The following is a 19,881-nucleotide window of genomic DNA, read 5'->3' on the forward strand; positions in this document are numbered from 1 at the left end:
AAAGACAAAGGCCGGCATATGCGCCGGCCTTTTTGCTTTTGGGCGCTTCGCTCAGTTTGCCGAAGCCACCGGCGGCTGCACCCCCATTACTTCATCGATGGCCGCCAGCACCGCGGCCCGCGTTGGCACGTCGCCGTGGCCGCCGAGCGAGACGGCGCGGCCCGGCTCGGCAACTCCGTACAGGTGCCTGGAAGTCGTCGTGAACAGGATCACCGTGGGCCGGCGCAGCGCGTCGGCGATATGCACGAAACCGGTGTCCATGCCGACCACCAGCGACGACTTGCCTACCATCTGCGCCACGCCAGTGATGCTCAGGCGCGGCATCACCTCGGCGCCCGGCACGCTGGCCGCAATGGTCTCGGCCTCCTTGCGCTCCGACTCGTTGCCCCAGGGCACCAGCACGCGCAGGCCGCGCGCTGCAATGGCGCTGCCCACGCTGATCCAGTCGGCGATTGGCCACTTCTTTTCTTCGCTCGACGTGGAATGGAACAGCATGGCGTATGGGCCCTTGGCCGCCGGCTCGGGCGTGTCCGGCGACATTTCCAGGCCGTAGTCCATATCCTTGGTCAGCTCGAAGCCAAATGCGCGGCTGACCGCGCGGCGCATCCGTTGCCGGGCGCAGTCTGCCTCGATGTACGGCGCAAAGACATGGTTGTACAGGTGGCGCGCACCGCTTTCGCCCAGTTCCGCCACCGGATAGCCCCAGCGGTGCCGTGTGCGCGCCAGCCGAGTCACGATCGCGCTCTTGTACACGCCATGGACGTCCAGCACCGCATCGTACTTCTCGCGCCGCAATTCGCGCAGTGCGCGGAAGATCTCCCGCAGCCCGGCCCAGCTGCGTGCCTTCTTGAAGCTGCGCAGCGGCGCGGCGATGACACGCTCGATATTTGGGTTCCAGCGCGGCACGTCGGCGCAGTAGGAGTCCGCGATCCAGTCAATCTTCACGCCGGGGAATGCGCGCTGCAGGTCGGCGACCAGCGGCAGCGTGAATACCATGTCGCCCAGCGAGGTCAGCTTGACGATGAGAATACGTTTCATCGGGAAGGGTTGGCGCATGCGGCCAGGGGCGCTCGCCTTGTTCAGGAAGGGACGTAGTATGCCTTATCCCGCAGGCATCTGGTTTTGCGATGCATGAGCAACATGGTGCACGGCCTTGTCCCGGCGATCCGGTAGACTTTGAAGCAGTACCCGGCAATAACCATCAGGGCCGACAAGGTCGACGAGAACATATCGCCAACAGGAGACAACCATGCCCGCCACAGCCTTCCCCATCAGCCGCTACCCTGTCCCCGCGCTCAAGGACCTCCCCGACGACATCCGCACCCGCATCCTGGAAGTCCAGGACAAGGCCGGCTTTGTCCCTAATGTCTTCCTGGCGCTGGCGCATCGCCCCGACGAATTCCGTGCCTTCTTCGCCTACCACGACGCGTTGATGCTCAAGGAGGGCGGCCTGACCAAGGGCGAGCGCGAGATGATCGTGGTGGCGACTTCCGGCGCCAACCAGTGCCTGTATTGCGTGGTGGCGCATGGCGCGATCCTGCGCATCTACGAGAAGAAGCCGCTGGTAGCGGACCAGGTTGCGGTGAACTACCTGAAGGCCGATATTCCCCCGCGCCAGCGGGCCATGCTCGACTTTGCGATGAAGGTGTGTGAGGCGTCGCATGACGTCGGCGACGCGGATTTTGCCGCGCTGCGCGAGCATGGGTTCTCCGACGAAGACGCGTGGGATATCGCCGCGATCACCGCGTTCTTCGGGCTGTCGAACCGGATGGCCAACACCATCAGCATGCGCCCGAACGACGAGTTCTACCTGATGGGCCGCGTGCCCAAGGCGAAGTAGAGCCAGCGAGAGCCAGCGAGAGCCGGCGCGCCGGGGAGGCTCAGCGCACCTCGGCGCAATTTCCGCTCTTGGGGTCGAACAGCACTGGCCAGGCCTGCTCGTAGATGCCCGGCGTGCAGTATTTCTCGCAGCGGTTATGCGCCAGCGTCACGCGGCGCGGGTCCTGCCACACCAGCAGCTTGCACTGGCTGCCGTCGATGGCCTGCAGTTCGATGTGCGGCGTCGTGCGTACCTGGCGGAACTGGATCAGGTTGAACTCGCAGCTGCCGCGCCGCGATACCCACAGTTTCCATTTCAACGCTTCCACCTTGTTGGCGGTGACGTCCATCAGCGCGTCCTCGCGGAAGCCGTCTTCCTCGGTGCGCTTGCATGCGCCGGCGATGGTAATGGTTTTGGGGGCGATCGGGGCCGCGCGTGCCTTCGGTGGCGGCGCTTCGGCAACCGGTGCGGCGGGGGGCGGTGGGGGCGGCCGGCGCTGCGCGATCGGCAGCGGCACGCAGGCGGAGCACACCAGGACGGCCAGCAGGCAGGCCCCATGTTTCGTGGCGTTCATGCTGGACTCCTTCTCGCAACCCTCGACCTTCGCTTAGTTATAGCGGATCGAAGACGAATTAGGAGTAGGACCATCCCGCAGCATGGCGTCAGGCAATGACTACATCAGGATGATGTCGTACTGCTCCTGGTGGAAGGTCGATTCGACCTGCAGGGAGATCGGCTTGCCGATGAAATCGCCGAGCATCGCCAGGTGCTGGCTTTCTTCTTCCAGGAACAGGTCGATGACTTCCTGCGAGGCCAGGATGCGGAATTCGCGCGGATTGAACTGGCGCGACTCGCGCATGATCTCGCGCAGGATGTCGTAGCACGCCGTGCGCGGCGTCTTGACCTGGCCCTTGCCGTGGCACACCGGGCATTGCTCGCACAGCACGTGCGCCAGCGATTCGCGCGTGCGCTTGCGCGTCATCTCTACGAGCCCGAGCTGCGAGAAGTTGTTGACGGTAATGCGGGTTCGGTCGCGCGACAGCGCGCGCTTGAGTTCGGACAGCACCGCTTCGCGGTGTTCGGCATTCTCCATATCGATGAAATCGATGATGATGATGCCGCCGAGGTTGCGCAGCCGCAGTTGCCGCGCGATGGTGTGGGCCGCCTCCAGGTTGGTCTTGAAGATCGTGTCGTCGAAATTGCGCGCGCCGACATAACCGCCGGTGTTGACGTCGATCGTCGTCATCGCCTCGGTCTGGTCGATCATCAGGTAGCCGCCCGACTTCAGGTCGACCCGGCGCGACAGCGCCTTCTCGATCTCGGCATCGATATTGAACAGGTCGAAGATTGGCCGCTCGCCGGTGTAGTGCGACAGCCGCGACAGCACCGCCGGCGTGTACTCCTTGGCGAACTCCACCAGCATCTGGTAGTTCTCGCGCGAATCGATCTGGATCACGCCGGTGGCGTCGTTGATGAAGTCGCGCAGCACGCGCTGGGCCAGGTTCAGGTCCTGGTAGAGCAGCGCCGGCGCTGGCAGCGTGGTGGCGTTCTGGCGGATCGTGCCCCAGATCTTGCGCAGGTAGGCGATGTCGTTGCCGAGTTCCTCGTCGGTCGCTTCTTCGGCGATGGTGCGCACGATAAAGCCGCCACGCTCGTCGGCCGGCACCAGGCCCTGCACGCGGCTGCGCAGCGCTTCACGGTCCACTTCGCCCTCGATGCGCTGCGAGATGCCGATATGCGGATCCTGCGGCAGGTACACCAGCGTGCGCCCGGCGATGCTCACCTGCGTGGACAGGCGCGCGCCCTTGGTGCCGATCGGGTCCTTGATCACCTGCACCATCAGCGCCTGGCCTTCGAACAGGGTCTTCTCGATCGCCAGTTGCGGGGTGCCGCCGTTGCGGTCGTTGTCGCGCGGGTGCCAGATATCGGCCACGTGCAGGAACGCGGCGCGCTCCAGGCCGATGTCGATGAAGGCCGACTGCATGCCGGGCAGCACGCGCACCACCTTGCCCAGGTAAATATTACCCACCAGCCCGCGCGTGAGCGTGCGTTCGACGTGCAGTTCCTGGACGGCAGCCTGCTGCACGATGGCAACGCGCGTCTCCTGGGGCGTGATGTTGACGAGGATGTCTTCAGTCATAGCGGTGAAACGCGGTCGCCGGTGGCCCGGCGGTATTGGGGTTGCCCGGCGCGGCCGGGTCTTGTCCTGGGCGGCGGCGTGGCCGCGGCTCAGAACTGCAGGCGGGCCTGGCGAAGTAACGCCGCCGTCTCAAACAAGGGCAAGCCCATGATACCTGAATAGCTGCCCGCGATCCGCTCGACGAACTCGGCCGCGCGGCCCTGGATCCCGTACGCGCCGGCCTTGCCGAGCGGCTCGCCGCTGGCGACGTAGCGCGCGATCTCGTCGGGCCGCATCGGGCGGAAGGTCACTTCGGAGACCGACAGCGCGTGGTGCATGCCCAGGGTGGAAACCACCGTGACCGCAGTGAGCACGCGGTGCGTGCTACCGGCCAGCGCGGCCAGCATGGCGTGCGCATCGGCGGCGTCCCCGGGTTTGCCGAGGATGCGGCCGCCCAGGCAGACGGTGGTGTCGGAGGTCAGCACCGGCGCGTCGGGCAGGGCCCGGCGCTCGCGGCGGCGCAGCGCGGCTTCGGCCTTCAGCGCGCAGACGCGCTGCACGTAGTCGTCGGGCGTTTCGCCGGGCAGGACGGCTTCCAGCGCTTCGGCGTCCTCGTCGTCATCGGCAAGGAGCAACTCGTAGCGCGCGCCCAGCTGGGTCAGCAGTTCGCGGCGGCGCGGGCTTTGGGAGGCGAGGTAGAGGTAGTCGTGCATCGCGGCAGGCGGGGCAGGCGGGAGTATGGACCTGCCGGCGGCGGGCCGGCAGTGGCGTGAATTGTAACGCCCGCGGCGGCGCGGTTCCGTGTCAGGCGCGGTGGTAGGGGTGGTTCTGCGTGACCGACCAGGCCCGGTACAACTGCTCGGCCAGCAGCACCCTCACCATGCCGTGCGGCAGCGTCAGGCTGGACAGGCGGATCAGCGTACTGGCGCGCGCCTTCAGCGCCGGGTCGAGCCCGTCGGCGCCGCCGATCAGGAAGGCGACATCGCCGCCCTCGCGCTGCCAGTCGGTCAGCTGCGCAGCCAGTTGCACGGTGGTGAAGTCGCGGCCGCGTTCGTCCAGCGCGACGATGCGGCACTGCCTGGACAGCGAGCCCAGCACGGCGTCGATGCGCGCGGCTTCGCGCTGCATCACGGTGGTGGCGTTGTTGCTGGACGAGCGGGCCTCCGGCTTGACCTCGCGCAGCTCGATGCGCAGCTCGGGCGGCATGCGCTTGGCATACTCGTTGAAGCCGGTTTCGATCCAGGCGGGCATCTTGTGGCCGACGGCCACGATTACCAGTTGCATGAGGGCGGATTGGCGGCAGTGCGGAGGCCAGTGCAGGCGGCGCGGCCGTCAGGCGGCCGCGCGCCGCGGCATCAGGCCGAGCGGGTGGTGCGCTTGCGCGCGGCCGGCTTGGCCGCCGCGGTCTTGGTGGCGGTCTTGCCTGCCGTCTTGCCAGCGGTCTTGGTCGCCGTCCGGGGTGCAGTCTTGCGTGCCGTGGTGCCAGCGGCGGTCTTGCGCGGCGCGGCGGCGCGGGTGCCGGCGGTCTTGGTGGCTGCCGTCTTGGTGGCTGCCGTCTTGGTCCCAGTCTTGGCGGCAGTCTTGCGCGCCGGCTTGCGCACCGTGGCAATGGCGTCCGGGTCGGTGTCCTCGTGGCCCATCGGCGGCGACGGCTCCTTCATGCCTTCGGGCAGGCGGGCCAGCGCCGGGCGCAGGCTGCTGGCACGGCGCGTGCCGCGCGCGGCCGGGACTTCGTCCTCGTCCTCGTCCATCGGCTCGCTGGCCTTGGCCAGGCTGCGGGCACCGGTGGCCAGCTTCATGCGCACCGGCTTGTCGCCCCAGATTTCTTCCAGGTTGTAGTACAGGCGCAGCTGCGGCTGCAGGATGTGGACCACGGCGTCGCCGCAGTCGACCAGCACCCATTCGCCCGTCTCCAGGCCTTCGACCGCCACGATATGGCCGCCGGCTTCCTTCACCGTATCCCGCACCGACGCTGCCAGCGCCTTGGTCTGGCGGTTGGACGTCCCGCTGGCAATCACCACCCGGTCGAACAGTTCGGTCAGGTGGCTGGTGTCGTACACCTTGATGTCCTGCGCTTTGACATCCTCGAGGCCGTCGACGATGGCGCGTTGCAGTTTACGAATATCCATGGTGTCTTCTTGTTCAGCTGAGATCGGTTGGGTGGTGGGCGCCGGTTGCGGGCAACCGGGGGTCAGGCCCTGGCCGGGGCGTCGCGGTACAGCCCGTGGCTGGCGATGTAGTGTGCCACGCCCGGCGGCAGTTGGTCATCTGCGGGTTGGCCGGCCGCCAGGCGCTGGCGCAGGCGGGTGGAAGACAGGTCGACGGCGAGCGTCTGGTCGATCCACATCCGGCCGGAGGGCGTGCATTGTATCAGGGTCGTGTCGGCCTGGCGCTGCGACAGCGCTTCCAGCACCGGGCCTTCCAGCGCGGCCAGCTCGAAGCGCGGGCGGGTGGCGGTGCACAGGTGGACATGCGCGAACAGTTCCTGCCAGCCGTGCCAGGTGTGCAGGCGCAGCAACTGGTCGGCGCCCATCAGCCAGCACAGCGAGGCCTGCGGGCCGTAGTCGTCGCGCAGCTGGCGCACGGTGTCGATGGTGTAGCTGGGGCCGGCGCGGTCGACTTCCATGCGGCTGACGCGGACTTTGGCGCCGGTGTCGCCCAGGGCGGCGGCGGCCAGTTCAGTCATGGCCAGGCGGTCCGCAGCAGGCGTCACATCAGTGCCCTTCTGCCACGACTGGCCGGTGGGGATCCACACCAGTTCGTCCAGGCCCAGGTGGTCGATGCACAGCCGCGCCAGCGCCAGGTGGCCGACATGGGGCGGGTCGAAGGTGCCGCCGAGGATACCCAGTCGGTAGGGGCGGGCGGGAAGGTCGCCCGCATCGGCGGCGGGCATATGGTCTTGCGCGGGATTGGCCATAGGTCTGCCGTCAGGCCCAGTCGCGTGCCGGCAGGAAGTCGGTGTACAGCGCCGCTTCAGGGCTGCCCGCTTCCGGTTGCCAGTCATAGCGCCAGGTCACCAGCGGCGGCATCGACATCAGAATGGATTCGGCACGTCCGCCCGACTGCAGGCCGAACAGCGTGCCGCGGTCGAACACCAGGTTGAATTCGACATAACGCCCGCGCCGGTAGGCCTGGAAGCCGCGCTCGCGTTCGCCGTAGGGCGTGTCCTTGCGGGCCTGCAGGATGGGCAGGTAGGCGTCGAGGAAGGCGTCGCCGACCGATTGCATCATGGCGAAGCTGCGCTCGAAGCCCAGCGCCGAGAAGTCGTCGAAGAAGATCCCGCCCACACCGCGCGCCTCGTTGCGGTGCTTCAGGAAGAAATACTCGTCGCACCACTGCTTGAAGCGCGGATACAGCTCGTCGCCATATGGCGCAAGCGCCTGCTTGCAGGTGCCGTGGAAATGCGCGCAGTCGCCGGCATTGCCGTAGTAGGGCGTCAGGTCCATGCCGCCGCCGAACCACCAGACCGGCTCGGCGCCGGGCTTGACCGCCAGGAAGCAGCGCACGTTCATGTGGACCGTGGGCACGTAGGGGTTGCGCGGGTGGAACACCAGCGATACGCCCATCGCCTCGAAGCTGCGCCCGGAGAGTTCAGGCCGGTTGGCGCTGGCCGACGGCGGCAGGGTATCGCCGCTGACGTGCGAGAAGCCCACGCCGGCGCGCTCCATCACCGCGCCGCCTTCCAGGATGCGGGTGCGGCCACTGCCGCGCAGGCGTTCGGTGGGCGGCTTCTCCCAGGCGTCGGTCAGGAACGGCTGGCCGTCGATGGCGCCGATGGCGTCGGTGATGCGGTCTTGCAGGCCGAGCAGATAGGCACGGACTGCCTGGGAATCGATCATGGTGGGCGGAAAACGAATGGACCGGATGGACCGGGCTGATGGCATTCCGGCAGCCCTGGGGCTGCCGGCTGCGTCACAGCGTTGTCACGATTGTACCGGCTGGGGCGGCCAGGTGGTCGCCAGAGCCCGCTGAGGCCGCGCCGGCGGCCAGCCGGTGGCCAATCAGCGCTTGATGGCGCGATAACCGATATCGGTCCGGTACTGCATGCCGTCGAACCGGATCTGCTCGACCGCGGCATAGGCGGCGCGCTGCGCGGCCTTGACGGTGTCGGCCAGCCCGACCACGCACAGCACGCGCCCGCCCGAGGTCAGCAGGGTGCCGTCCTTGAGCGTGGTGCCGGCGTGGAAGGTCACGCTGTCGTCGGTTTCGGCCGGGATGCCGGTGATGACATCGCCTTTGCGCGGGCTGTCCGGGTAGTTGTAGGCGGCCATCACCACGCCCAGCGCGGTGCGGCGGTCCCAGTCCAGCTCGATCGCGTCGAGCTTGCCGTCGACGGCGTGCTCCATCACGTCGACCAGGTCGGTCTTCAGGCGCGCCAGGATCGGCTGGGTTTCCGGGTCGCCCATGCGGCAGTTGAATTCCAGCGTCTTCAGGTTGCCGTCCTTGTCGATCATCAGGCCGGCGTACAGGAAGCCGGTGTAGGGGATGCCGTCCTTCTCCATGCCGCGCACGGTCGGCAGGATGATCTCGCGCAGCGCGCGCGCGTGCAGCGCGGGCGTGACCACCGGGGCGGGGGAGTAGGCGCCCATGCCGCCGGTGTTGGGGCCGGCGTCGGCGTCCAGCAGGCGCTTGTGATCCTGGCTGGTGGCCAGCGCCAGAACGTTCTTGCCGTCGACCAGCACGATGAAGCTGGCTTCCTCGCCCTCCAGGAATTCCTCGATCACCACGCGCGCGCCGGCGTCGCCCAGCTTGTTGTCGGCCAGCATCATATCGACCGCGGTGTGGGCCTCTTCCAGCGACATCGCCACCACCACGCCCTTGCCCGCGGCCAGGCCATCGGCCTTGATCACGATCGGTGCGCCCTGCGCGTCGATATAGGCATGCGCCTGTGCGGCGTCGGAGAAGGTCTGGTAGGCGGCGGTCGGGATGCCATGGCGCTGCATGAACGCCTTGGCGAAGTCCTTGGACGATTCCAGCTGCGCGGCCGCCTTGCTCGGCCCGAAGATGCGCAGGCCCTTGGCACGGAAGATATCGACGATGCCGGCCGCCAGCGGTGCCTCCGGCCCGACCACGGTAAAGGCCACGCCTTCGCGCTCGGCAAAGGCGGCGATGACCTCCGGATCCGTCAGCGGAACGTTCTGCAGGCGCTTGTCGAGCGCGGTCCCGCCGTTGCCCGGCGCCACGTACACCACCTGTACCCTGGGGGATTGGGCCAATTTCCAGGCCAGCGCGTGTTCACGTCCACCCGAGCCGACAACCAATACTTTCATGATCCACTGCCAGAAAAGAAACAGATACTAAAAGGCGGCGGCCTGGTCTGAGTCCGGGCCGCCGCCATGGGGGGCTTGTTGCTTCAGCTTAGTCTTCGATCACCGCGTTGGTGAAGACTTCCTGCACGTCGTCGAGGTTTTCCAGGGCGTCGAGCAGCTTCTGCATTTTGGCCGCGTCGTCGCCGGCGAAGCTGATTTCGTTCTGCGGCTTCATTACCACGTCGGCGACTTCGGCCTTGAAGCCGGCGGCTTCAAGCGCGGCCTTGACCGCCGGGAAATCGTTGGGCGGGCAGGTCACTTCGATCGAACCGTCGTCATTGGTGACGACGTCGTCGGCGCCGGCTTCCAGCGCGGCGTCCATCAGCTTGTCTTCCGGCGTGCCGGGCGCGAACAGGAACTGGCCGCAGTGCGTGAACATGAATGCCACCGAGCCTTCGGTGCCCATGTTGCCGCCATGCTTGGAGAACGCGTGGCGCACTTCGGCCACGGTACGGGTGCGATTGTCGGTCAGGCAGTCGACGATGATGGCCGCGCCGGCCAGGCCGTAGCCTTCGTAGCGGATCTCTTCGTAGTTGGCGCCTTCCAGGCCGCCCACGCCGCGCTGGATCGCGCGCTGGATGTTGTCCTTGGGCATGTTCGCGTCCATGGCCTTGTCGATCGACAGGCGCAGGCGCGGGTTGGTGTCGGCATCGCCGCCGCCGAGCTTGGCGGCAACGGTGATTTCCTTGATCAGGCGGGTCCAGATCTTGCCGCGCTTGGCGTCAGCTGCGGCTTTCTTGTGTTTGATATTGGCCCATTTCGAGTGACCGGCCATGATGCTCTCCGAGGCGGAAAAGGTGTTATGCGGTGATGGAATGCGGGATGCCAGGCGCGGGCGCCAGGTGACGGATATGCCTGGCGGCTGGCTATAATCAGCCCAGGATTTTATCACGCGGGCCTGCCCGCGCCGCTGCCGCGGCGAGTCCCGCGGCACTTGCTACCAGGAAGACCATGGCCGACCCCATCCTTATCGGCAAGAACGCCGAACACGAGCTGGTGCTGCTGCCGCAGATGGGCAACCGCCACGGCCTGATCACCGGCGCCACCGGCACCGGCAAAACCGTCACGCTGCAGACGCTGGCGCAGGGCTTTTCGCGCCTGGGCGTGCCGGTGTTCATGGCCGACGTCAAAGGTGACCTGACCGGCATTTCGCAATCCGGCCAGTTGTCCGACAAGCTCAAGCAGCGCCTGGCCGACCTGGGGCTGCCGGAGCCGGCCTGGGGCGGATGCCCGACAACGTTGTGGGACGTGTTCGGCCAGAAGGGCCACCCGGTGCGCGCCACGGTCTCGCACATGGGCCCGCTGCTGCTGTCGCGGATGCTCGAGCTCAACGACACCCAGCAGGGCGTGCTCAACCTGGTGTTCCGCATCGCCGATGCCAACGGCCTGCTGCTGCTCGACGCCAAGGACCTGCGCGCAATGCTGCAGTACGTGGGCGACAACGCCTCGCAGTTCACGACCGAGTACGGCAATATCTCCGCCGCCTCGATCGGCGCGATCCAGCGCGGGCTGCTGGCGCTGGAGTCGCAGGGCGGCGATGTCTTCTTTGGCGAGCCGATGCTGAACCTGGAAGACTTCATCCAGACCGAGAAGGGCCAGGGCGTGGTCAGTATCCTGGCGGCGGACAAGCTGATGAACTCGCCGCGGCTGTATGCGACCTTCCTGCTGTGGATGCTGTCCGAGCTGTTCGAGAAGCTGCCCGAGGCCGGCGACCTCGACAAGCCCAAGCTGGTGTTCTTCTTCGACGAGGCCCACCTGCTGTTCAACGACGCGCCCAAGGCGCTGCTCGACAAGATCGAGCAGGTGGTGCGGCTGATCCGCTCCAAGGGCGTGGGCGTGTATTTCGTCACGCAGAATCCGGTCGACATCCCCGACACGGTGCTCGGCCAGCTGGGCAACCGCGTGCAGCACGCGCTGCGCGCGTTCACGCCGCGCGACCAGAAGGCGGTCAAGGTGGCGGCCACCACCATGCGCGCCAACCCGAAGCTGGACCTGGAAACCGCGATCGGCGAACTGGGCGTGGGCGAGGCGCTGGTGTCGTTCCTGGATGCCAAGGGCACGCCGTGCGTGACCGAGCGCGCATGGGTGCTGCCGCCGGGTAGCCGCATCGGCCCGGCGACCGACGAGGAGCGCAGGCAACTGATCGCGAATTCGCTGGTCGCGGGGACCTATGAAGCGGCCGTGGATCGCGAATCGGCTTACGAAAAGCTGCGTGGCGGCGTGCCGACGGTGGCCAATGGCAAGGGCAAGCCGTCGGACGCCAAACCTGAAGCCAAGCCGGAAGCGGAACAGGACAGCGGCTGGCTTGGCACTGCCGGCGACATCTTCGGCACGCTGACCAAGGGCACCGGCAAGAGCGGGCGCGGCGATTCGATCCTGGAGTCGATGGCCAAGTCGGCCGCGCGCACGGTGGGTTCGCAGGTGGGCCGCGAGCTGATTCGTGGCGTGCTGGGCAGCTTGCTAGGGAAGAAGAAGTAGTTGAACCCTTGAAAAGCCGCTGGTTTGCTCATCTCTCCCGCTCGCCGGGTAGGGGAGCAAACGATCAGCTCGCAGGACGCGCTATTGCCGCTGTCCGGCCTGCGCCTTCGCGGCCGCCGCATCCTCGCGCATCTTGCGCGCGAACATCCGGGCGAAGAACCAGCCCATGCCGATGATGAAAACGATCACGCCCAGGCTCATCAGGCCGGTGCTGGTGCTGAAGAGAATCTTGATGGCTTCCATGGTTGGCTCCCTCGGGTTGGCGGCATGTGCCGGCGGAAGAACCGCCAGCGGGTGTCGCCAGCGGGTGTCGCCAGTTTAGGGAGCCAGGCGGCGCGGGCTATTGAGGCTGGTCAAGCCCGCGCCGCGCCGGCACGCGTCAGTTCTTGGTGCCGAACAGCCGGTCGCCCGCGTCGCCGAGGCCCGGCACGATGTACGCATCCGCATCCAGGTGGCTGTCCAGCGAGGCCACGAACAGCTTCACGCCCGGATGCGCCTTCTGGAACACCTCCACGCCTTCCGGCGCCGCCACCAGCGCGACGAAGGTGATGGCCTCGTCCTTGACGCCGCGGCGCTTGAGCACTTCCACCGCATGCACGGCCGAGTAGCCGGTCGCCACCATCGGATCGCACAGGATAAAGCTGCGGTCTTCCAGGTCTGGCAGCCGCACCAGGTATTCGACCGGGCGGTGCTGCTCGTCGCGGTACACGCCGATATGGCCGATGCGCGCCGACGGGATCAGCTCGACCAGTCCATCGCTCATGCCCACGCCGGCGCGCAGCACCGGGACGATGGTCAGCTTCTTGCCGGCGATCACCGGCGCATCCAGCTCCACCAGCGGCGTGTCGATGCGGCGCGTGGTCAGCGGCAGGTTGCGCGTGATCTCATAGCCCATCAGCAGCGTGATCTCGCGCAGCAGCTCGCGGAAGGTGCGCGTGGACGTTTCCTTGTCGCGCATGTGCGAGAGCTTGTGCTGGATCAGCGGGTGGTCGAGGATAAACAGGTTGGGAAAGCGCGGATCTTGTTTCATGGCTGGCGGCGAGGGCTCGGCGGGGATAGGGGCAAGCGGCTGGAGCGGGCGGCCGGGTCGGGTGGACCCGGCCGCCGCGCCGTTGTAGCCGGATTGTAATGGAAGCGGGCCGCAGCGCGGCTGCGGCCCGGTCCCCGGCAAGCTGGCCTTATCCGGCGGGCGTCAGTCCAGCGCGCGGTCCTTGGACTCGATATCCACCATGAAGATGGCAAACGCCGCCACCGCCAGGAACGACGAAAGCAACCCAAGCGCGAGCGTGAACTGGGTGGCCATGATCGGCGCAATGATCGAAGGGGCGAACAGGCCACCGAATCGTGCCATCGCACCGGCGGTGCCCATGCCGCTGGCCCGCAGGTCCGTCGGGTACACCTCCGGCGTGAAGGCGTAGAGCGCGCCCCAGGTGCCCAGCAGCGCGAAGCTCATCAACAGGGTGGAGCCGACGATCAGCGCGGTGGACGTGCCCAGGCTGTACAGCATGCAGCCCGCGGCGCTGAGCAGCAGGAAGCCGATCAGGGTCGGCTTGCGACCCCAGCGCTCCACGCCGTGCGCGGCGAGCGCGAAGCCGGGGAGCTGGACCAGCGCGAGCAGGATCAGGAAGACCTGGCCACGCATGAAGCCAAAGCCCTGGCCGGCCAGCTTTACCGGCAGATAGACAAAGACACCGTAATAGGCGATCGAGATCAGCATCCACGCAGCAAGCAGGCAGATGCTGCGGCGCCGGCATCCGGCCGCGAACAGCGCGAACACCGATTTGCGCTCCATCTTCTGCGGCTCCAGCGGGGCGATCTCGACCGAAACCCGATTGGCCTTGGCAACGCGCTGCAGCACAGCGCGGGCCTCTTCCGAGCGCCCCGATTTATTCAGGTAGAGCGGCGACTCTGGCACAAAGAACCGAACCACTACGCCGACCAGCGCAGGGAGGCCGGTGACAAAGAAGATCATGCGCCAGGCATCGTTGCCTTGCGAGACGGCGACCAGCGCCAGGACGGCGAGCAGGATCGTGCCGACGGCCCAGAACGACTCCAGCAGCACCAGCCAGCGGCCGCGCCGGTCAGAGGGCAGGAACTCGGCCATCATGGTGTAGTCGACGGGCAACGTGCCGCCCACGCCGATGCCGGTCAGGAAGCGCAGCAGCAGGAGCCACTGGAAATCCGGGGCGAAGGCGGAGGCGACGCCACAGATGGCGTCAAGGATCACCGCCATCATCAGCACCGGCCGGCGGCCGATCCGGTCCGCCAGCCGGCCGAACGCGAAGGCGCCGATCAGCATGCCGACGAAGAACATCGTCCCGGTCTGCAAGGCGCTCGGCACGGGGATGCCGAATGTCGCGGCAATGGAAGGCGCGGTGAATCCGATCGACAGGACCTGCATCGCGTCGGCCAGCCACACCAGGCCGAAAATGCCGAACAGCCGATACTGGAACCGGCCGACACCGGCTGCGCGGATGCCTTGCTCGATCGTGATGGTCTGGGACGACGATGCCCGCGCGCTTGACTGCGGGGGCACGCTGATCGTCGCTTCGGGGATGGTCGTTGCTGCCATTGAGGAAATTGATGACGACATTTTGTCTACCTGTCTTTATAGGCTGATTCTTGAATTCGGAAGCCAAGCACCGCGATGCGGCGAAACCTGTGGCTACCCCAAGCTAGCGAGGCCAGACCTGGCCAGGTAGTCCTCTCGCAACACCTTCCTGGTACTGATACGACATAGTCACTCCTTGTTGTCTACCCTTGGTTGTCCGGGCCCGGGTTCCCGGTCGGCACGGCGAGGGACTACGCAAGCCCCGGGGCCAGCGCTTCCGGTGATGTAAAGGGCCAATCTTGTGGTCTTGTTGTCTCGTCTGCCGCTTGTGTGCGCGGTTCTTGCGCCGTCCTTGTGCCGGGAGGCACCGCGGCGCGGCTTTTGGTATCGATGCCGGCACTCATGTAGTGCGCGCTACATGATCGTTCAGCGTAAGCTACATGAAACTGGCGGGCAAGGCCGAACTGCGGTTTCTCTCCTTGGGGTTTTCCCGCGCCTGGCGCGCAGTGCGCCGATCTGTCGGCGCAGGCCTCCCTGCCCGGTGGCAAAGCGCCCTGCCAGGCACGGCACGGATACTGTCAGGATGGATGCGAAGGCGCGGCGGGCCGGCCGCGAAGGCCCTCCGCTGGTCTTCAGTGGGCAGGCGCCGCGCGCAGCCGCGCGACGGTGTTCTCCAGGTCCTGCCAGGCGGGTTGGTCGGGGGCAAAGCGCGCGCGCAGGTACTGCGCCAGCTGCGCGATCTGCCGGTCGTCGAAGGTGTCGGCATAGGCCGGCATCGCGCCCAGCTCGCTGTTGGGCGGCGCGGGCATGCCTTGCAGCAGCACCTGGATCACGTTGTCGGGCAGCTTGCTGTGCAAGTTGGTGTTGAGTGCGAGCGACGGCTTTACGCCAAACTGCGCGATGCCCTGGTCTGATTGATGGCACACCGCGCAGGCGCTCTGGTATAGGCGTTCACCGGGGCCGCCGAGGGTGCGTGCAGCCTGTGCGCTGCGTTGTTCGAGTCTGGCAGCCTGCGCGTCGAGCACGGAAGGCGCTGGCGGCGGCGTGCCGAATGACGCGACGTAATGCGCGATCGCGCGCACATCCGATTCGGGCAACTGCGCGAGTTCTTCCACCACCGGCGCCATCGGTCCTGCGGCGGCGCCGTGATGCGGTGCATAGCCGCCGCGCAAGTAGGTAAACAGCGCCGCCTCGGTCCACGGCACCGGTGCGTGGGAGAGCGATGTCAGCGGCGGTGCCTCCCAGCCTTCGGCACTGCCGCCAGTCAGGTACTTGCGCCCGCCTTGTTCCCCGCCGAGCGCGTTGCGCGGCGAATGGCAGGCGCTGCAATGGCCCAGCCCCTCGGCGAGATACGCGCCGCGGTTCCACTGCGCGGAGCGCGCGGGGTCGGGCTTGAAGGGTGCGTCGCGATGGAACAGCAGGTTCCAGCCCGCCAGCAGCGGACGCAGGTTGAACGGGAACGTGAGCCGGGTCTGCGGCACCTCTGACTTCACCGGCTCGGCCGACATCAGGTACGCATACAGCGCCTGCATGTCGGCATCGCTGACCTTGGCGAACGCGGTGTAGGGGAAGGCCGGATACAGGCGCCGTCCGTCCCGGTGGATGCCCTCGCGCATCGCGCGCTCGAAGGCGGCGAACGACCAGTTGCCGATGCCGGTCTGCACATCGGGCGTGATGTTGGTGCTATAGACCGTGCCAAACGGCGTTTCCAGCGGCAGGCCGCCCGCATTCTTCACGCCGCCGGGGACGGTATGGCATACCGCGCAGTCACCTGCCGCGGCCACCAGGCGGCCGCGTTCCAGCGTGGCCGCGGAATAGAAGCCGGGCCCGGGCGGTGCGACCGGCGCGATCGGCGCGCGCCACGGCATCAGCGTTGCGCACAGGCCGGCCGCGGTCGCGGCAGCGGCGGCGATCCAGCCGCGCTTGCTGCGCTTGCCGGCGCGCTTGTCCTCACTCTCGGCCAGCGCCAGGCGGATGCGTTCGGCGCTGAAGGGCGGCGTGCGCAGGCGCACGCCGGTGGCGTCGAAGATGGCGTTGGCCACGGCGGCAGCCGCGGGCAGCGTATCGGCCGGGCCTGCGGCCAGTTGGTCACGCTCGGTGAGCGTGCCAGCCAGGTGGACCTCCGGCAATACTGCGCTGGTTGCGACGGCGGGGAGCGATTGGTTGGCAGAAGCCTCCGTGGCAGGCCAGGTATCGAATGCCGGGCTGACAGCGGTCAATTGCAGGGTAGCGTCGGCAACAGCCTGCTCCAGCGAGCGCGCAGCAGGTGTGGCTTGCGCGGGCGCCAGCGATTCGCTGTCATGCCCCACCGTCACGCGCGTGACGGCCAGCTCGCCGGTGGTGCCATCGACTTCGACTTCCGCCACCCATGCCGACCAGCTCTGGCCGGCGTCGTGGTCGACGGTGTGCGCATAGGCAAAACCGCGCCCGCGCCGCACATTGCCTGCCGATGTGGCGGCATGCGGAACGGATGGCGTCCAGCCGGAGCGCTCGCTGACCTGCCTGACGAGGGCCGAGCCGCGTGAGTCGTCGAGGTGCGAAAGCCGCAGCGCGACCGGGTCGGTGCCGGATGCGGCGGCGATTTCATCGAGATGGGATTCTCGCGCAAAGACATGGGCGCGCGCCGCCGCAAGCGGTGCGGCATCGAAAGCGGCTACAGCGCCGGCGCTGCCGACATCGACATCGGGAATGCGGTAGGGCGGCATGACTGCGCTGCCGCTGTCGCCGGTGTCCGTCACGGGCGACGCCGTATGCGTGAGCCAAAGTGCCAGCGGCACCGGCGGCGGAGCCGTGCCGGCCAGTGTTGCGGCGTAGGCGTCGATGGCATTGCCGCTGCGCGCGCTGTCGATGCATACGGCGAGCTGCGCACCGGACAGGCCGATATCGCCGGCGCACAGCCGGCGCATCACGGGTTTGCCGGCGGCATGGGCCAGCAGTGCGGCGTCGGCGGCCGCGTGGTGGGCGAGCAGGGCCGGATCGCCGGCGTCGGCGGCCGCCTGCCACCCGGCCAGCGCGACCTGTTGCGGCGCAATGCCCAGCAGCGCGGCCAGTTCTTCGCGCAGTGCGCCGTGGCGCAGGCTTGGCAGCCACACATACAGCATGCCGTCGCGCCAGTCCGCGATCGCGGTGCAGAACGCTTCGGTCCCGGTGCCGGCCAGCGGCCACTGGTAGTGCTGCGCGTGGCGCGTGGCGGCGCTGGCGAGCGCGCGGGTGGCGTCACCGCGCCGCGCAACGGCGTGGCGCGGTACGGGAGCTTCATCCGCGCGAGGCGGCGCCGACCAGCGTGCCTGCAGGGCCCTGGCGGCGTCGGCCGCCAAGGCATCGCTTTCCGCGGCCACGCCCGCAAACTGGTTGCGCACCACGGCCGCGCGCACGCCGGGCAACGCCAGCGCGGCATCGCGCTCCGCGCCGAGCAGGCGTGGTACCAACGGCTTGCCGTCGATCCAGCGCAGCCCTGGCGGCGTCAGCACATGGGCGACGAGGCACATGGAAGCCGGCGGTGGCTCATGTTTCGCCAGGGCGCCGGTTTGCACGGCCTGTCGCACGAGTTCCTGCTTCACGATGCCGCTCCCACGCCAGCCTGCCGCATCAGCACCGCGGCGCGCTGCACTGCGCGCACGATTTCCACATGCGTGCCGCAGCGGCACAGGTTGAAGCGCAGCGCCTCGCGGATCTGCGCTTCGTCAGGATCGGGATTCTGCGCGAGCAGCGCCTTCGCGGTCATGATCATGCCGTTCAGGCAATAGCCGCATTGTGCGGCCTGCTCGTCGATAAAGGCCTGCTGCACCGGGTCGGGATGCTCCGCCGTGCCCAGGCCTTCCAGCGTGGTGACCGCGTGGCCCACCGCGGCCCTGACCGGCAGCACGCATGAGCGCGCGGCCAGGCCGTCGACCAGCACCGTGCACGCGCCGCACTGGCCCAGCCCGCAACCGTACTTGGGGCCATTGCAGGCCAGGTCGTTGCGCAGGATATAGAGCAGCGGCGTGTCGGGCGCCACGCTGAGCGTGTGCTCCGCGTGGTTGACTTGTAGCGTCAGGGGGCGAGGCGTGTTCATCGGGGGCGGCAAGTTGCAGATCACGCGGCAGGCACGCCGCGCCCCTTCGTGCGAGGGGCTGCGGCGTGCAGGTTCAGGTCAGGCCTAAGGTCGGTGTTACGCCGCCGCGGACAGCGGCGTACGCCCGGCCGACACCAGCGGCACGTTGAACACATCGTAGCCGAAACACCAGTCCGGGTTCTCGTTGCTGCGCAGCCACGTGTTGTTGTGCGAGACCAGCTGGACCCTGCCGGCGCGCTCGGCGCGGTTGGCTTCATACAGCGCAAACGCGGCGGCGTAGTCGTCCAGGCCGGTCTCGGTGAAGCAGCGCGTCAGCATGGCGGCATCTTCGATCGCCATCGCGGCGCCTTGCGCCATGTGCGGCTTCATCGGGTGGCAGGCATCGCCCAGCAGCACCAGGCGGCCGCGGCTCCACAGCGGCAGCGGGTCACGCTCCAGCAGGGGCCACTTGGTCACTTCGACCGTGCCTTCGATCAGCGACTGCACGCCTTCGTGCCAGCCGTCGAACGCGGTGCGCATTTCCTCGATGCTGCTCGGCACCCAGCTTTTGCTCATGTCCCACTCGGGCTCGGGCACGCCGGTGACGTAGTAGATCTCGTCCAGCTTGCTGGTGTCGAAGTACACCATCATGTGGCGGTCGTCGGTCCACCACTTGGTGCAGCGCTCGTGCGTGAAGCCCTTGACGCGCGAGATCGGGAACACCGCGCGGTGCGCGACGTAGCCGGTGTACTTGGGAGGCTCGGCGCCCAGCAGGGTCTCGCGGATGCGGGAGTTGACACCGTCGGCGCCGATCACGATATCCGCCTGGTCCAGCGTGCCATCGGTGAAGCGCAGCTCGACCACGTCGCCCCGGTCGGTGACGCTTTCCAGCTTCTTGTTGAAGAACAGCGTGCCCGGCGCCACGGCGTCGGTCAGCAGCTTGTGGAAGTCGCCGCGGTGCACGGTCAGGTAGCTGGCGCCATAGTGCCGCTCCGCGTAGTCGCCCAGCGGGATCTGCGCGATCACTTCGCCGGTCAGGCCGTCGCGGCTGTACCAGAAGTCGGGGTGGCAGCCCATGTTGTTGAGCGCGTCCTCGATGCCGATGCGCCGCATGATCTTCATCACGTTGGGCCCCACGTGGATGCCCGCTCCCAGGCGCGAGAACGCCGGTGCCTGTTCATACAGCCTGACTTGGAAGCCGGCTCGCTGCAGCAGGGCGGCCGCGGCCGTTCCTCCGAGTCCGGCGCCGACAACTGCGATTCGCGGTTTGCCTTGCACGTTATTTCTCCTGGGGCAATGACACATGGGTCGATGGGGGCTTGGGCGACCTATGTGGTCGACCGTTGAAAACGAGTGTACACACTCAAAATATCAAGGGCAAGGAAGAAAATGAGGGTCCTATGGAAAACCCTTATGATCTTATGAATGTCTGCGCACGATGCTTTAATACGGTGAATTTGTGCGCTAAACAAGGGATTGGTTAATTAAGTATGCACTGAACGAGTGAATCGCGCTTGGTGCAGATTCTATTTGCCTATATAAAGTGTGTACACTACAATCGATTCGCAGCAT

At 67.3% G+C, this 19,881-nt stretch carries 18 protein-coding genes; 2 read left to right on the top strand and 16 right to left on the bottom strand.

Annotated elements, in window-relative coordinates:
* Positions 1-51: 51 nt before the first annotated feature.
* Positions 52-1,038, bottom strand: a complete 987-nt coding sequence (waaC, locus tag AC5WJ1_RS03935) for a lipopolysaccharide heptosyltransferase I (protein WP_195428257.1) — start codon at positions 1,036-1,038, stop codon at positions 52-54.
* A 211-nt stretch (positions 1,039-1,249) separates the two neighbouring features.
* Here waaC and AC5WJ1_RS03940 point away from each other — a divergent pair, with 211 nt between their 5' ends.
* The gene (locus AC5WJ1_RS03940; protein WP_135704804.1) at positions 1,250-1,840 is read left to right on the top strand and encodes a peroxidase-related enzyme; all 591 of its coding nucleotides are present in this window, start codon (positions 1,250-1,252) and stop codon (positions 1,838-1,840) included.
* 40 nt (positions 1,841-1,880) lie between these two features.
* Here AC5WJ1_RS03940 and AC5WJ1_RS03945 read toward each other — a convergent pair whose 3' ends face one another.
* The 9 genes from AC5WJ1_RS03945 to AC5WJ1_RS03985 form a co-directional block, all read right to left on the bottom strand.
* A complete protein-coding gene (locus AC5WJ1_RS03945; protein WP_133094044.1) occupies positions 1,881-2,393 on the bottom strand; it encodes a hypothetical protein in 513 nt (170 codons plus the stop codon).
* A 99-nt stretch (positions 2,394-2,492) separates the two neighbouring features.
* The gene (gene rng, locus AC5WJ1_RS03950) at positions 2,493-3,959 is read right to left on the bottom strand and encodes a ribonuclease G (RefSeq protein WP_133094045.1); all 1,467 of its coding nucleotides are present in this window, start codon (positions 3,957-3,959) and stop codon (positions 2,493-2,495) included.
* An 89-nt stretch (positions 3,960-4,048) separates the two neighbouring features.
* Positions 4,049-4,651: a Maf family protein gene (locus AC5WJ1_RS03955; RefSeq protein ID WP_135704805.1), complete on the bottom strand. Its 603-nt coding sequence runs from the start codon at positions 4,649-4,651 to the stop codon at positions 4,049-4,051.
* Between the two features lie 91 nt (positions 4,652-4,742).
* Positions 4,743-5,222, bottom strand: coding sequence for a 23S rRNA (pseudouridine(1915)-N(3))-methyltransferase RlmH (gene rlmH, locus AC5WJ1_RS03960; RefSeq protein ID WP_133094047.1), 480 nt, complete (start codon positions 5,220-5,222; stop codon positions 4,743-4,745).
* Between the two features lie 71 nt (positions 5,223-5,293).
* A complete protein-coding gene (rsfS, locus tag AC5WJ1_RS03965; protein WP_135704806.1) occupies positions 5,294-6,067 on the bottom strand; it encodes a ribosome silencing factor in 774 nt (257 codons plus the stop codon).
* A 62-nt stretch (positions 6,068-6,129) separates the two neighbouring features.
* Entirely contained in the window at positions 6,130-6,855 is a 726-nt protein-coding gene (locus tag AC5WJ1_RS03970) for a nicotinate-nucleotide adenylyltransferase (protein ID WP_195428238.1), read from the bottom strand.
* Positions 6,856-6,865: 10 nt separating this feature from the next.
* Positions 6,866-7,777, bottom strand: a complete 912-nt coding sequence (hemF, locus tag AC5WJ1_RS03975) for an oxygen-dependent coproporphyrinogen oxidase (RefSeq protein ID WP_133094050.1) — start codon at positions 7,775-7,777, stop codon at positions 6,866-6,868.
* Positions 7,778-7,939: 162 nt separating this feature from the next.
* Complete coding sequence (gene purD / locus AC5WJ1_RS03980) at positions 7,940-9,208, bottom strand: phosphoribosylamine--glycine ligase (protein WP_133094051.1); 1,269 nt, start codon at positions 9,206-9,208, stop codon at positions 7,940-7,942.
* 88 nt (positions 9,209-9,296) lie between these two features.
* Complete coding sequence (locus AC5WJ1_RS03985) at positions 9,297-10,022, bottom strand: YebC/PmpR family DNA-binding transcriptional regulator (protein ID WP_133094052.1); 726 nt, start codon at positions 10,020-10,022, stop codon at positions 9,297-9,299.
* Positions 10,023-10,198: 176 nt separating this feature from the next.
* Between AC5WJ1_RS03985 and AC5WJ1_RS03990 the strand changes: the two genes are divergently transcribed.
* Positions 10,199-11,725, top strand: coding sequence for a helicase HerA-like C-terminal domain-containing protein (locus tag AC5WJ1_RS03990; RefSeq protein WP_195428235.1), 1,527 nt, complete (start codon positions 10,199-10,201; stop codon positions 11,723-11,725).
* An 81-nt stretch (positions 11,726-11,806) separates the two neighbouring features.
* On the opposite strand, the gene AC5WJ1_RS03995 is transcribed toward AC5WJ1_RS03990, so the two are convergent.
* The 6 genes from AC5WJ1_RS03995 to AC5WJ1_RS04020 all read right to left on the bottom strand — a co-directional run bounded on the left by AC5WJ1_RS03995 (position 11,807) and on the right by AC5WJ1_RS04020 (position 19,587).
* Complete coding sequence (locus tag AC5WJ1_RS03995) at positions 11,807-11,968, bottom strand: DUF3149 domain-containing protein (RefSeq protein ID WP_133094054.1); 162 nt, start codon at positions 11,966-11,968, stop codon at positions 11,807-11,809.
* A gap of 136 nt (positions 11,969-12,104) precedes the next feature.
* Entirely contained in the window at positions 12,105-12,755 is a 651-nt protein-coding gene (gene upp, locus AC5WJ1_RS04000) for a uracil phosphoribosyltransferase (RefSeq protein ID WP_116317432.1), read from the bottom strand.
* 162 nt (positions 12,756-12,917) lie between these two features.
* The gene (locus AC5WJ1_RS04005) at positions 12,918-14,318 is read right to left on the bottom strand and encodes an MFS transporter (protein WP_218959576.1); all 1,401 of its coding nucleotides are present in this window, start codon (positions 14,316-14,318) and stop codon (positions 12,918-12,920) included.
* A gap of 590 nt (positions 14,319-14,908) precedes the next feature.
* A complete protein-coding gene (locus AC5WJ1_RS04010) occupies positions 14,909-17,764 on the bottom strand; it encodes a c-type cytochrome (RefSeq protein ID WP_135706223.1) in 2,856 nt (951 codons plus the stop codon).
* Positions 17,765-17,832: 68 nt separating this feature from the next.
* Complete coding sequence (locus AC5WJ1_RS04015; protein ID WP_135704809.1) at positions 17,833-18,330, bottom strand: (2Fe-2S)-binding protein; 498 nt, start codon at positions 18,328-18,330, stop codon at positions 17,833-17,835.
* Between the two features lie 96 nt (positions 18,331-18,426).
* On the bottom strand, positions 18,427-19,587 hold the full coding sequence (locus AC5WJ1_RS04020; RefSeq protein WP_195428231.1) for an FAD-dependent monooxygenase: 1,161 nt from the start codon (positions 19,585-19,587) through the stop codon (positions 18,427-18,429).
* Between the last annotated feature and the right edge of the window lie 294 nt (positions 19,588-19,881).

This window comes from Cupriavidus sp. MEYA8 (assembly GCF_059278825.1).